The sequence below is a fragment of the Micromonospora psammae genome (assembly GCF_036902725.1).
GTDB lineage: Bacteria > Actinomycetota > Actinomycetes > Mycobacteriales > Micromonosporaceae > Micromonospora.
In genome coordinates, this window is the sequence record NZ_JBAKHM010000009.1 from 33,381 (window position 1) to 46,768 (window position 13,388).

General features: G+C 73.7%; 10 protein-coding genes. 4 read left to right on the forward strand and 6 right to left on the reverse strand.

Features of this window, described 5'->3' with window-relative positions; translation table 11 throughout:
- Positions 1–30: 30 nt before the first annotated feature.
- Complete coding sequence (cysC, locus tag V6U79_RS13435) at positions 31–1,560, reverse strand: adenylyl-sulfate kinase (protein ID WP_334614838.1); 1,530 nt, start codon at positions 1,558–1,560, stop codon at positions 31–33.
- Positions 1,561–1,659: 99 nt separating this feature from the next.
- Entirely contained in the window at positions 1,660–2,241 is a 582-nt protein-coding gene (locus V6U79_RS13440; RefSeq protein ID WP_334614839.1) for a DM13 domain-containing protein, read from the reverse strand.
- A gap of 128 nt (positions 2,242–2,369) precedes the next feature.
- On the opposite strand from V6U79_RS13440, the gene V6U79_RS13445 reads away from it, so the two are divergent.
- The 4 genes from V6U79_RS13445 to V6U79_RS13460 are packed head-to-tail and all read left to right on the forward strand — an operon-like array spanning position 2,370 to position 5,815.
- A complete protein-coding gene (locus V6U79_RS13445; RefSeq protein ID WP_334614840.1) occupies positions 2,370–3,284 on the forward strand; it encodes an ABC transporter ATP-binding protein in 915 nt (304 codons plus the stop codon).
- Positions 3,277–4,158: an ABC transporter permease gene (locus tag V6U79_RS13450; protein ID WP_334614841.1), complete on the forward strand. Its 882-nt coding sequence runs from the start codon at positions 3,277–3,279 to the stop codon at positions 4,156–4,158. The genes V6U79_RS13445 and V6U79_RS13450 overlap by 8 nt, the downstream gene beginning before the upstream one ends.
- Positions 4,155–5,105, forward strand: a complete 951-nt coding sequence (locus V6U79_RS13455; protein WP_334534134.1) for an ABC transporter ATP-binding protein — start codon at positions 4,155–4,157, stop codon at positions 5,103–5,105. Before V6U79_RS13450 ends, V6U79_RS13455 begins: the two co-directional genes overlap by 4 nt.
- A complete protein-coding gene (locus V6U79_RS13460) occupies positions 5,105–5,815 on the forward strand; it encodes an ABC transporter permease subunit (RefSeq protein ID WP_334534136.1) in 711 nt (236 codons plus the stop codon). The genes V6U79_RS13455 and V6U79_RS13460 overlap by 1 nt, the downstream gene beginning before the upstream one ends.
- Before the next feature lie 82 nt (positions 5,816–5,897).
- Here the strand turns inward: V6U79_RS13460 and V6U79_RS13465 are convergent, their stop codons facing one another.
- The 4 genes from V6U79_RS13465 to V6U79_RS13480 all read right to left on the reverse strand — a co-directional run bounded on the left by V6U79_RS13465 (position 5,898) and on the right by V6U79_RS13480 (position 13,355).
- Complete coding sequence (locus V6U79_RS13465) at positions 5,898–6,827, reverse strand: endonuclease/exonuclease/phosphatase family protein (RefSeq protein ID WP_442933770.1); 930 nt, start codon at positions 6,825–6,827, stop codon at positions 5,898–5,900.
- 124 nt (positions 6,828–6,951) lie between these two features.
- Positions 6,952–9,516, reverse strand: coding sequence for a valine--tRNA ligase (valS, locus tag V6U79_RS13470; RefSeq protein WP_334614842.1), 2,565 nt, complete (start codon positions 9,514–9,516; stop codon positions 6,952–6,954).
- A 129-nt stretch (positions 9,517–9,645) separates the two neighbouring features.
- The gene (locus tag V6U79_RS13475) at positions 9,646–11,478 is read right to left on the reverse strand and encodes an ABC transporter ATP-binding protein (RefSeq protein ID WP_334614900.1); all 1,833 of its coding nucleotides are present in this window, start codon (positions 11,476–11,478) and stop codon (positions 9,646–9,648) included.
- 68 nt (positions 11,479–11,546) lie between these two features.
- Positions 11,547–13,355: an ABC transporter ATP-binding protein gene (locus V6U79_RS13480; RefSeq protein WP_334534142.1), complete on the reverse strand. Its 1,809-nt coding sequence runs from the start codon at positions 13,353–13,355 to the stop codon at positions 11,547–11,549.
- Between the last annotated feature and the right edge of the window lie 33 nt (positions 13,356–13,388).

Here is a 13,388-nt window from a genome sequence, read left to right on the forward strand (position 1 = left end):
ACCAACGGAAGGAACCCCCTCCCGGGGTGATCAGGCGGACTGCAGCCGCGGCTCCACCCATCCGGTCTCGGTCAGGTGGTGCATCACCGACTGGACCGCCTCGTCGACGCTCAGCTCCGAGGTGTCGATCACCAGCTCGGCGTCGGTCGGCTCCTCGTACGGGTCGTCGATGCCGGTCATCCCGGTGAGCAGGCCGGCCCGGGCCCGCGCGTACAGGCCCTTGCGGTCGCGCCGCTCGCAGACCTCCAGCGGGGTCGCCACGTGGACCAGCAGGAACCCGGCCCCCGCCGCCAGCGCCATCTCCCGGGCCGCCGCCCGCGCCTGGGCGTACGGCGCGATCGGGCAGCAGATGCCGACCCCCCGGTGCCGGGCGATCTCCGCCGCGACCCAGCCGATCCGGCGGACGTTGGCGTCCCGGTCGGCCCGGCTGAAGCCCAGCCCGGCGGAGAGCTCCCGGCGCACGACGTCGCCGTCGAGCAGGGTCACCGTCCGGTCGCCCTGCTCACGCAGCGCGTCCGCCAGCCCCCGGGCGATGGTCGACTTGCCGGAGCCGGAGAGGCCGGTCAGGAAGACCACCAGGCCCCGGTACCGGCGCGGCGGCCGGGCCCGGGTCAGCTCCTTGGCCACCGCCGGTGGGGTGTGCCACTCGGGCAGCGGAAAGCCCCGGTCGAGCAGGTCGTCGATCTCGTCCTGGCTCAGCGCCAGCCGCCGGTTGCGCGGCGGGATGTCCTCCCGCCAGCGCCACTGCCCGTCCCGGTTGTCGTAGGCCAGTTCGCGCGGCACCAGCACCCGCAGCCCGGCGCCGGAGAGCATGCCGTCGGTGGAGAGCAGGTGGGTCACCCCGTACGAGGCGGAGATCCGGGCGCGCAGCAGCGCGTCGCCGATGTCGTCCCGGCCGCGGGGCATCGGCACCACGATCAGGGTGGCCGGGGGCATCCGGTCGCGGGCCGCGAAGACGCTGCGCACCAACGCCTCCGGCGGCAGCGCGCCGACGCCGTCCGCGCCGACCGGGATCATCACCAGCAGGTGGGCGGCGAGGGTACGGGCGGCGTGCGCGATCTGCGCCAGCTGCGGCCGGTGCAGCGGCCGGTCGGCGATCACCCCGAGCACCCGGCCCGGGGGCAGCAGCGCCCGGACCTCCTCCGGGGTGCGGCGCAGCCGCTGGAACGGGCCGTGCCCGCCGTCACCGAGCCGGCGTACCGTGCCACCCACCCCGGCCACGCCCTCGCGGGCCGTCCAGACGTCGGTGACCTCCAGCGCGGCCAGCGGGGCGCCCTCGCCGTCGGTCAGCACCAGGGCCCGGCGCAGCGGATCAGCCGGATCGAGCTTCTCGCCCAGCGCGGCCGGCACCTGGAGGGTCACCGGCACCGGCCACGGCGTGCCGTCGGCCAGCCGGCCCCGGCGCTGCAGCGAGACCAGGTCGGCGCGGGTCATGAAGCCGGTCAACGGGGCGTACGCCCCGGTCAGCAGCAGCTCCAGATCGGCCAGTTCCCCCAGGCGCGGCAGGTACGCCGGAGCGTCCCGAAGCACCTCGTCGGGCAGCACCCAGCCGTTGCTCATCCGCACCCCTCACTCGCCGACCGGCACACAGTTTCTCAGTCGACCGGCGATCGGTCGAGAGCGCCACTCCACTGGTGTCGGTCGGGCTTGGTCGCGGGGTCAGCCGACCGGGGTCAGCGGGGCGGCCCCGAACGACACCGAGAACCGCTTGCACCAGATCGAGACGCTGGTCAGCCCGGTCAGGTCAGTGCCGGCCGGGACGGCGTACGCCTGGTCGCCGCGGTTGCCCTTCAACCGGCCCAGCTCCACCCACCGGCCGTCGTCGAAGACGCCCCAGCCGGCCCGGCCGGTGCGGACCGGCTGGTCGGTCAGCCAGACCCGCAGGTCGGGACCGTTGGAGGTGTCCAGCCCGACCAGCTCCAGCCGGTGTCCGCCGTCGGCGCCCCGGACGATCCGGGCGGCGCCGGAGGTGTCGTGCTCGTGGGTGACGAAGTCGCCCCGGCTGACCAACGTGGGTCCGGCCGGCGCCGCAGCCGTCGCCGTCGGCGTCGTGGCGCCGGTCGACGGGGTGGCGCCGGTCGACGGGGTGGCGCCGCCGTCCACCTCGGTCAACTCCTCGCTGACCCGGGTGTCCGTCACCGCCTTCCACGGCTGGAACCAGTAGAGCCCGAGGGCCGCTCCGGCGCCGAGGACGGCGACGGCGACCCAGGTCAGCGGGGTGCGAAGCAGACGGGAGATCACCCGTCCAGTCTCCCGGGCCGCCGGCTCGGGGCACCGCACCGGCGGCCTTACGAACTTCTTACCCCTACTGGCGACATCAGGGGCGTGCCTGATGCGTACGGGTGCGTCCACTTCCTACGCTGTGACTCGTGACACTGATAGCGACCGAGTCGCTGACCAAGACGTACGGAGGCCGGGTCACCGCGTTGGCCGACCTCACCGTCGAGGTCGAGCCGGGGATCATCGGCCTGGTCGGCGCCAACGGCGCCGGTAAGTCCACTCTGATCAAGATTCTGCTGGGTCTGCTCGCGCCGACCAGTGGACGGGTCTCCGTGCTCGGCCTCGACCCGACCACCGATCCGGGGGCGGTCCGGGCCCGGGTCGGCTACATGCCCGAGCACGACGCGCTCCCGCCCGACCTCTCCGCCGCCGAACTCGTCACCCACCTGGGCCGGATCAGCGGCCTGCCCCGCACGGTGGCCCGCGAGCGGGCCTCCGAGGCGCTGCGCCACGTCGGCCTCCACGAGGAGCGGCACCGCGCCGTCGGCGGCTACTCCACCGGCATGAAGCAGCGGGTGAAGCTGGCCCAGGCCCTGGTGCACGACCCGGACCTGCTGCTGCTCGACGAGCCCACCAACGGCCTCGACCCGGCCGGACGCGACGCCATGCTCGCCCTGATCCACCGGATCGGCACCGAGTTCGGCATCTCCGTGCTGGTCTGCTCGCACCTGCTCGGCGAGGTGGAGCGGATCTGCGACACGCTGGTGGCCATCGACGGCGGCCGGCTGCTGCGCGCCGACCGGATCGACGCCATGACCTCGGCGACCGACGTGCTCGCCATCGAGGTCAGCGAGGGCACGGACGACCTGGCGGCCCGGCTCGACGCGCTCCACCTGCCGGTGACCCGGGACGGCCGGATGCTGCTCGTCCCGCTCGCCGACGAGGCGACGTACGACCTGATCCTCAATGCGGTCGCCGAACTGGACCTGCCCCTGCACCGGCTGGACCAGCGCCGGCACCGGGTGGCCGAACTCTTCGCCACGAGGGAGCCCAGCCATGTCTGAGCCGACCGGCGTCATCCACGACATCGGGTACCAGCGCTACACCGGCCCCCGGCTGGGCCGCCGGCACGTCTTCGGCGCGCTCTACCTGCACGGCCTGCGGACCGTCTTCGGGTTCGGGCGAAGCGCCAAGGCGAAGATCTTCCCCTGGCTGGTGGTCGCGATCGTCACCGTGGTGGCCGCCGGGGTGACCGCGGTACGCACCCAGATCGGCGAGGTGGTGATGACGTACGCCCAGTTCGCCGACGCGATGAGCTGGCTGGTCATCTTCTTCGTCGCGGTGGCCGCCCCCGAGCTGGTCTCCCGTGACCTGCGCAGCGGCGTGCTGCCGCTGTACTTCTCCCGGCCGCTGCCGCGCGGCGACTACGCGCTGGCCAAGCTGCTGGCCCTGGTCTCCGCGCTCTGGCTGCTGCTCGGCGGCCCGCAGCTGGTGATGTTCCTCGGCGCCGCGTTCACCACCGGCAACGGGATGCGCGGCGTCTGGGACGAGCTGCTCGACCTGCTGCCGGGGCTGCTCTACGCCGGGCTCTGGGCGGCGGTCTTCGCCTCGATCGGCCTGCTGGTCGCCTCGATCACCGGCAAGCGGGCGTTCGCTGCCGGCGGCATCGTGGCGGTCTTCCTGATGACCACCCCGATCGTCGGCACGCTGTCGATCATGCCGTCCCGGACGGTGAACGAGCTGGCCCTGCTCGCCTCGCCGTCCACCCTGGTGCAGGGCGTCGGCATGTTCACCCTCGGCGACCTGCTGGTGCCCGCCGGCGAGGCCGACCGGATGATCGGCGACTTCGGCCCCGTCTACATCCTCGCCGCTGTGCTGCTGGTGGCCGGCTGCGTCGCCCTGCTGCTGCTGCGATACCGGAAGGTGGCCGCCCGATGACCACGCTCAGCGCCGGCGCCCCGCCGGTCGCCGTCTCCAGCACCCTCGACCTCGCCGGCGTCTCCCGCTGGTACGGCAACGTGGTGGCGGTCAACGACGTCACCATGCGGCTCGGTCCCGGGGTGACCGGCCTGCTCGGCCCGAACGGCGCCGGCAAGACCACCCTGCTGCACATGATGGCCGGGTTCCTCGCCCCGTCCCGGGGCGCGGTCACCCTGGACGGCGAGTCGACCTGGCGCAACCCGGAGGTCTACCGGCGGCTCGGGCTGGTCAGCGAGCGGGAGGCGGTGCACACCTTCCTCACCGCGTACGAGTTCGTGCTGGCCAGCGCGAAGCTGCACCGGCTGCCCGACCCGGCCGCGGCGGCCCGGCGGGCGATCGCCCTGGTCGAGATGGAAGGCGCGCAGGACCGGCGGATCGGGACGTACTCCAAGGGCATGCGGCAGCGCGCGCGGGTCGCCGCGGCGCTGGTGCACGACCCGCAGGTGCTGCTGCTCGACGAGCCGTTCAACGGGATGGACCCGCGCCAGCGGCTGCACATGATGGCGCTGCTGCACTCCCTGGGCGACGCCGGCCGGACGATCCTGTTCAGCTCGCACATCCTGGAGGAGGTCGAGCAGGTCTCCGGCACGGTGCAGGTGATGGTCGCCGGCCGGCTCGCCGCCTCCGGCGACTTCCGGACCATCCGCCGGCTGATGACCAACCGGCCCCACGTCTTCCTGGTCCGCTCCACCGACGACCGGGCGCTGGCCGTGGCGCTGATGGCCGAGCCGTCGGTGTCCGGCGTCGAGCTGGACCGGACCGGCCTGACCGTGAAAGCCGGCGACTACGGGGCGTTCACCCGGGCGCTGCCGAAGTTGGCGCTGACCAACGGCATCCGGGTCCGTCAACTGTTGCCCGAGGACGAGTCGTTGGAGAGCGTCTTCTCCTACCTGGTGGAGGCCTGATGTCGACCGTTACCTGGATCACCGCGCGCGGGCTCTTCGGCCGCCGGCGGTTCCTGCTGCTGCTCCCGTTGCCGCTGCTGCTGGTCGGGCTCGCCGTGCTCTGCCGGGCGCTGGCGGTGCCGGCGGCCGACTGGGGGCCGCCGGTACTGGTCGGTCTCGGCCTGGCCGTGGTGCTGCCGGTGGTGGCGCTGGTGATCGGCACCGGCGTGCTCGGCGCCGAGATCGACGACGGCACCGTGGTGCACATCCTGACCAAGCCGCTGCCACGCTGGCAGATCGTGCTGCCGAAGCTCGCCGTGGCGACCGGGGTCACCGCGGTCACCGTCGCCGTGCCGCTGCTCGTCGCGGGCGCGCTCGCCGAATCGGTACGCCTCGGCCTGGGGCTCGCCGCCGCCGCGGCGCTCGGCGCGCTGGCGTACTCGGCGCTGTTCCTGGCGCTCAGCCTGGTGACCCGGCGTCCGGTCCTGCTCGGCCTGGTCTACGTGCTGATCTGGGAGGGGCTGCTCGGCAACTTCGTCGGCGGCACCCGGGTGCTGTCGATCCAGCAGTGGGTGATCGCCCTCGCCGACCGGCTGGCCCCCACCGAGCTGCTGTCGACGACCGTCTCCGTCCCGGTCGCCGCCGTGCTGACCGGCCTGGTGGCGGTGGGCTTCACCGTGCTGGCGATCGACCGGCTCCGCTCCTACTCGATGGCCGGCGAGACGAGCTGACCGTCGGGCGCGGCGGGTCCGCGACCGGCACCGCGAGGCCCGGTGTGCCGGTGGCACACCGGGCCTCGCGGTCAGGCGGCTGTCAGGTGGTCACGGAGACGGTGACCGTGCCGATGACCACCCGGTGATCGGAGCAGGGACCGCCACAGGTGGTCGGAATGGCGAGAGAGTCGCCGCTGTACGTCCCGGCGATCCGGTCACCTCGGACGAAGATCAGGTCGATCTTCTTGCCCTGGTCGCAGAGCCCCTCGGTGTTGCCGTCGTAGACGGTGGTCTCGCCGTATCCGGGGCACCGGCCGTCGGTGTCGTCGAGTTCCCGGTAGTTGCCGGTGTTGCCACTGTTGTTCGGCGTGTTCAGGCTGGACGAGTACCAGGTGTTCAGCCGCCCGTAGTGCGGCTGCGCGTTGAAGTCACCCGCGATGAGGACGGTGTCACCGGCGGCGGCGAAGTTCTCGAGCCGGCTACGCACCTCGTCCAGCTGGGTCACGTTGATGTTCCGGCCGTTGATCACCGCGTTCGACGGGGTGATGTGTGTCGTGCAGAACCTCAGGTGCGGGCGGGCGGCGAGTGGCGCGCAGAGCAGTTTGCGCCGCTCGCTGGTGCCGTCCTCGGCCAGCGCGTAGCGGTTGGCGGCACCGAGCGGCGCCCGGCTGAAGATGGCGAGCCCGAACGGTTGGCCACCGCACGCGGTGTCGCTGTGCGTCTCGAACCGGGCGAAGTTGGTGTCGTCCTGAGGCCAGCCGGAAGCGAGCAGGTTCGCCTGCACGGCCTTGTACTGGTCCCAGCAGAGTTCGTTGAGTGCGGCGAAGTCGGCGGCCCGGTTCCGGATGGAGTCGGCAAGGGCCGGAATGAGGCCGTCGTTGGTGACGCCTCGGTGGAGGGTCCAGCCGGCGACGTTCCACGTCCAACTGGTGTAGCTGGCGTTGACCGTCGCCGCCCTGACCGGGGCGGCCACCCCGAGGACGACGAGCAGCCCGGCGGCGAGCCCGGCGACGAGTGTGCGAATGCGCATGATCCCCGTATTCAACGTGGTGAATGGTGATCGGAGATCATCGCACGCGTCGGTACCCTCGTCCACCCCGCGACGACCGTGGTCGCTGGCGGCTACGTCCCGCCCGCCTGCGCCTGCTGATTCCTCAGAAGGCGCAGGCGATGACGAGTTCCGGGGTGCGGTCGGGCAGCAGGTCCAGCTTGGCGATCCGGCCGGCCGCCTTGACGTCGTCGGCGACCAGGGTCAACCGGTCCAGCAGGTCCGCCGGGCCGAGCGCCTCGGCCAGCGGCACCTCCGCCTTCATGGAGAGCTTCCGCTCCGACTTGGCCCGGCGCACCTGGCTCAGCGCGTCGGCGGCCAGCCGCAGCAGCTCCGGCTCACCGGGGCTCTGGATCGCCCGGCCCACCTCGTAGGTGGTGGGCCACGTCGCGCGGTGCACCGAGCCGTACCGCCACCAGGACCAGACCTCCTCGGTCACGTACGGCAGGACCGGGGCGAAGAGCCGCAGCTGCACCGAGAGCGCGGTGGCCAGGGCGGCCCGGGCCGAGTCGGCTGCCGGCCCGGTGCCGTAGGCGCGTTCCTTGACCAGCTCGATGTAGTCGTCGCAGAACCGCCAGAAGAACGCCTCAGTGGCCTGGAGCGCCGCCGTGTGGTCGTAGGAGTCGAGGGCGGAGGTGGCGGTGGTGACCACGCCGGAGAGCTCGGCGAGCATGGCGGTGTCCAGCGGGGTGGTCGCCGGGGCGCGCAGGGCGTCCGCGGCGCCCAGCCCGAGGGCGAACTTCGACGCGTTGAGCAGCTTGGTGGCGAGCCGGCGGCCCACCTTCAGCTGCGCGGTGTCGAAGGCCAGGTCCATGCCGGGCCGCCCGTTGGCCGCCCAGTAGCGGACCGCGTCGGAGCCGTGCTGCTCCAGCAGGGCCAGCGGGGTGACCACGTTCCCCTTGGACTTGGACATCTTCTTGCGGTCCGGGTCGAGGATCCAGCCGGAGAGTTCGACGTCCCGCCAGGGCAGCGCGCCGAATTCCAGGTGGGAGCGGAGCACGGTGGCGAAGAGCCAGGTCCGGATGATGTCGTGGCCCTGCGGGCGCAGGTCCATCGGGAAGACCCGGCGGAACAGGTCCGGGTCGGTCTCCCAGCCGCCCACGATCTGCGGGGTGAGCGACGAGGTCGCCCAGGTGTCCAGCACGTCCGGGTCGCCGACGAAACCACCGGGCCGGCCACGTCGGGACTCGTCGAATCCGGGCGGCGGGTCACTGGACGGATCGACCGGCAGCATCGACTCGTCCGGTGTGAGAGGGTGGGCGAAGTCCGGCTCGCCAGCGTCGTCGAGCCGGTACCACACCGGCACCGGCACCCCGAAGAAGCGTTGCCGGCTGACCAGCCAGTCGCCGGTCAGCCCGCCGACCCAGTGGTCGTACCGGTGTCGCATGTGCTCCGGCAGCCAGCGCAGCTCGGCGCCGCGGGCCAGCAGCTCCGCCCGCAGGCGCTCGTCCCGGCCGCCGTTGCGCAGGTACCACTGCCGGGTGGAGACGATCTCCAGTGGCCGGTCGCCGCGCTCGTAGAACTTCACCGGGTGGGTGATCTCACGCGGCTCGCCGACCAGGTCGCCCGCGTCGGCCAGCAGCTGCACCAGCGTCCGCCGGGCGCCGTTCACGGTCTGCCCGGCCAGTGCCGCGTAGGGCTCCGCGGGCACGCCGGCCGGCGGCTCGGGCAGCAGCCGGCCGTCGCGGCCGATCACCACCCGGGTCTCCAGGCCCAGGTCCCGCCACCAGGTCACGTCGGTCAGGTCGCCGAAGGTGCAGACCATCGCGATGCCCGTGCCCTTGGCCGGGTCCGCCAGCGGGTGCGCGCGCACCGGCACCTCCACCCGGAAGAGCGGGGTACGCGCGGTCGAGCCCACCAGGTCCGCGTAGCGCTCGTCGTCGGGGTGGCAGACCAGCGCCACGCAGGCCGGCAGCAGCTCCGGGCGGGTGGTGTCGATCAGCACCTCGCGCCCGTCCGGCCCGGCGAAGCGCAGCCGGTGGTACGCCCCCGGCCGCTCCCGGTCCTCCAGTTCGGCCTGGGCGACCGCGGTGGCGAACCCGACGTCCCAGAGGGTCGGCGCCTCCGCCTGGTACGCCTCGCCCCGGGCCAGGTTCCGCAGGAACGCCCGCTGGCTGGTGGCCCGGGCGACCCGCCCGATGGTGGTGTACGTCAGGGACCAGTCGACGGAGAGGCCGACGCGCCGCCACACCGTCTCGAAGACCTGCTCGTCCTCGGCGGTCAGCTTCGCGCAGAGGTCCACGAAGTTGCGCCGGGAGATCGGCGTGGGGTTCCTCCGGGCCGCCTCGTCCACACCGGCGGCGGGCGGGACCCACGACGGGTCGTACGGCAGCGTCGGGTCGCAGCGCACCCCGTACACGTTCTGCACCCGGCGCTCGGTGGGCAGGCCGTTGTCGTCCCAGCCCATCGGGTAGAAGACCGTCCGGCCGCGCATCCGCTGGAACCGGGCCACCACGTCGGTGTGCGTGTACGAGAAGACGTGCCCCATGTGCAGCTCGCCCGACACGGTCGGCGGCGGCGTGTCGATCGCGTACACGTCGGACCGCTCCTTGGAACGGTCGAACGTGTACGTGCCCTCCTCCTGCCAGCGGCGCGCCCAGGTCTCCTCGAGCCCGTCCAGAGTCGGACGCTCGGGGACGCCGGTGCGGGCCGTCCTCGCCGTGTCGGTCATCCGTCGATCCTAGGCAGCGCGGATGCCGGGCAGCCACGAATTCGTCCCGTGTCCGTGACAGGTCGCGGACACCGCGCGACGGGGTGGGCCCGCCGGCGGCGCCGACCCCGACGAGCGGCCGGGGCGCGGCTAGACCAGCGAGTCCCGCCACTGCCGGTGCAGGGTGGCGTACCGGCCACCCGCGGTGGCGAGGAGGGCGGGCGGGCCGTCCTCCACGATCCGGCCGCCGTCGAGGACGAGCACCCGGTCGGCGGTCTCGACGGTGGAGAGCCGGTGCGCGATCACCAGCGCGGTGCGGTCCCGCAGCACGGTGGCGAGCGCCCGCTGGACCAGCCGTTCGGTGGGCACGTCCAGCGACGAGGTCGCCTCGTCCAGGATCAGCACCCGCGGGTCGGCCAGGAACGCCCGCGCGAACGCGACCAGCTGCCGCTGGCCGGCGGAGAGCCGGCCGCCGCGCCGGTGCACCTCGGTGCCGTACCCGTCGGGAAGGGCGGCGATGAAGTCGTGCGCGCCGATCGCCCGCGCGGCGGCCTGCACGGCCGCGTCGTCGGCGGCGGGGCGGCCGAACCGGATGTTCTCCGCGACCGTGCCGCCGAACAGGTGGTTCTCCTGGGTCACCAGCACCACCGCGCGGCGCAGCTCCGGGTCGGCGACGTCGCGCAGGTCGACCCCGTCCAGCAGCACCGCGCCGGCGTCCGGGTCGTGGAAGCGGGCGAGCAGCTTCGCCACGGTGGACTTGCCGGCGCCGGTCGGCCCGATCAGCGCGACCGTCTGTCCGGCCGGCACCACCAGGTCGAGCGCGGCGAGGATCGGCGCCTGCGGCCGGTAGCCGAAGGAGACCGATCGGAACGCCACCGCGCCCCGGCCGGGCCCGGGGGGCAGCGGCACCGGACGCACCGGTTCGGGCACCCCGGGCGGCTCGTCGAGCACCCCGGCGAGCTTCTCCAACGCCGCCGTCGCCGACTGCAACGAGTTGTAGAACTGGCTCAGCTCCTGCATCGGCTCGAAGAAGCGACGCAGGTAGAGCAGGAACGCGGCGAGCACCCCGACCTCCATCCCGCCGCCGAGCACCCGCCAGCCGCCGTACCCGAGCACCACCGCGACGGTGACGTTGCCGATCACCTTGATCCCCGGCGCGTACGTGGCGATCAGCCGGAACGCGCGCAGCGTGGCCCGCCGGTGCTCGTCGTTCACCGCCACGAAGATCTGCTGGTTGCGCGGCTCCCGCCGGAACGCCTGCACGGCGCGGATGCCGCGCAGCGACTCGACGAAGTGGACGATGACCAGCGCGACCGCCTCCCGGCTGCGCCGCCAGGCGTCGGCGGAGGCGCGGGCGAACCAGCGGGACAGCAGGAACAGGAAGGGGAACGCCAGCAGGGTCACCGCGGCCAGCGGCAGGTCCAGCCAGAGCAGGATGCCGGCCACCGACAGCACCGTCAGCGCCGCCACCACCAGGCTGTCCAGCCCGCCGTCGACCAGTTCGGCGATCGCGTCGAGGTCGCTGGTGAGCCGGGAGACCACCCGTCCGGAGGTGTAGCGCTCGTGGAAGGCGACGGAGAGGGTGAGGAAGTGGCCGTACACCCGCTGGCGCAGCTCCAGCAGGACGGCCTGGCCGATCCGCGCGGAGAGGGTCAGGAAGCCCCGCCGCGCGGCGTACTCGGTGCCGGCCGCGACGGCGAACGCGGCGGCGACGGCGGTCAGCGGTCGCGGGTCGCCGGCCCGCAGCGGCGCGATGGCCCGGTCGATGCCGAGCATGACCAGGTACGGCCCGGACATGGCGGCGGCGTTCTGGGCGAGCAGCAGCGCGGTGGCCAGCCCGAGCGTCCGTCGGTGGGGGCGCAGCAGGTCGGCGAGGAGGGCCCGGCTGTGGCCGCGCAGCCGGGCCACCGCCTCGGGTGAGGTGTCCTCGGCGCGGCTGCGGTCGGCCTCCGGGTCGGTGGCGATCCCACGCCACCGGGACAGGTCCGTCCCGGCGGGCGGCGGTGGGCCGGGTGGCGCGGCGGGGGCGCGTTGGCGGGGCGGCCGGGCGCTCACGAGCACACCAGCCCGCGCTCCCCGGCCGACGGTTCGGCGGAGAGCACCGCCCGGTACGCGGGCACGGTGGCGAGCAGTTCGGAGTGCCGTCCGACCGCGACGATCCGGCCGCCGTCGAGCAGGGCCACCCGGTCGGCCAGCGCGACGGTCGACGGGCGGTGCACGACCAGCAGCGCGGTGGTCTCCCGCAGCACCCGCCGCAGCGCCGCCTCGACCAGCGCCTCGGTCTGCACGTCCAGGGCGGAGAGCGGGTCGTCCAGGACGAGTACGGCGGGGCGGCCGAGGACCGCCCGGGCCAGCGCGAGCCGTTGCCGCTGTCCGCCGGAGAGGGAGAGCCCCTGCTCGCCGACCCGGGTGGCCAACCCCCACGGCAGGTCGTACGCGAAGTCGGCCTGGGCCAGCGCGAGCGCCGCCCGGACCTCCTCCTCGTCGGCGTCCGGGCGGCCCAGGGTCAGGTTCTCCCAGACCGACATGGAGAAGAGCGTCGGCTCCTCGAAGGCCACCCCGACCAGCCGGCGCAGCGAGCCCAGCCGCAGCTCGCGCAGGTCGCGCCCGTCCAGGGTGATCCGCCCGCCGGTGACGTCGTGCAGCCGGGGGACCAGGGAGAGCAGGGTGCTCTTGCCGGCGCCGGTCGCGCCGACCAGGGCGAGCGTCTCGCCCGGCTCGACGGTCAGCTCGATTCCCCGCAGCACTTCGTCGGCGCTGCCCGGGTAGCGGAAGGAGACCTCCTCGAAGCGCAGCCGGCCGCGGACCGCGGCGCGCGGCAGGGGCGCCGCGTGCGGCGCGTCCACGATGGTCGGTGGGGCGTCCAGCACCTCCTGGATCCGGTCGGCCGCGGTGGCGGCCTCCTGACCGTTGGCGATGATCCAGCCGAGCGACTGCACCGGCCAGGTCAGCATGAGCTGGAGGCTGACGAACGCGACCAGCTCGCCGATGCTGAGGGTGCCCCGGGCGGCCAGCGCCGCGCCGCAGACCAGCACCACGCCGAGGGTCAGGTTGGGTACCAGGTCGAACAGCGCCGAGGTGCGCGCCAGCAGCCGGGCCTTGCCGATCCCGGTGTCGTGCAGCGCCCGGGCCCGCCCGGCGAACCGTTCGGCCAGCTCCGGCCCCCGCCCGTACGCCTTCATGGTGCGCAGCCCCTGAGCGGTCTCCTCGACCAGGGTGGCCACGTCGCCCTGCTGGTCCTGCATCCGGCGCGACGCCGCGTGGTAGTGCCGGGCGAACCGCCGGCTGACCAGGAACAGCGGTACCGCGCTGGCCGCCACCAGCAGGCCCAGCGGCGCGTGCAGCCGGATCAGCAGCACCACCACGGCGACGTAGGTGGCCACGTTGAGCACGAGGAAGAAGAGCCCGAAGGAGAGGAACCGGCGGATCACCGACAGGTCGCTGATGGCGCGGGAGAGCAGCTGGCCGGAGTGCCACCGGTCGTGGAAGCCGGCCGGGAGGCGTTGCAGGTGGGCGTAGATGTCGGCGCGGATCGCCGCCTCCATGCCGACCGAGGAGGAGGACTGCGTCCACCGCCGGATGAAGATCAGCACCGCCTCGGCGAGGCCCAGCAGCAGGGCGAGGGCGCCGAGCCGGAGCAGGCCATCCGCGTCCTGCCGGGCGATCGGCCCGTCGACCACCCGCTGCACCACCAGCGGCACGGCGAGGCTCGCGGCGGTGGCCGCCAGGCCGGCGAGCAGCAGCCAGCAGAACTGGCCCGCGTACGGGCGCAGGTAGGGGCGCAGCCGCCAGAGGTTGCGCAGCGGGCGCGACCGGACCGCCGCCCGGGGGGTCGGGTCGCCGTCGCGCTGCGCGGGCACTACCCGACGGTAGCGTCAAGTGGGAGCGGTGCC

Coding starts and splice junctions, on each gene's coding strand:
- cysC (WP_334614838.1), bottom strand. CDS start 1,560: ATGAGCAACGGCTGGGTGCTGCCCGACGAGGTGCTTCGGGACGCTCCG.
- V6U79_RS13450 (WP_334614841.1), top strand. CDS start 3,277: ATGTCTGAGCCGACCGGCGTCATCCACGACATCGGGTACCAGCGCTAC.
- V6U79_RS13455 (WP_334534134.1), top strand. CDS start 4,155: ATGACCACGCTCAGCGCCGGCGCCCCGCCGGTCGCCGTCTCCAGCACC.
- V6U79_RS13460 (WP_334534136.1), top strand. CDS start 5,105: ATGTCGACCGTTACCTGGATCACCGCGCGCGGGCTCTTCGGCCGCCGG.
- V6U79_RS13465 (WP_442933770.1), bottom strand. CDS start 6,827: ATGCGCATTCGCACACTCGTCGCCGGGCTCGCCGCCGGGCTGCTCGTC.
- valS (WP_334614842.1), bottom strand. CDS start 9,516: ATGACCGACACGGCGAGGACGGCCCGCACCGGCGTCCCCGAGCGTCCG.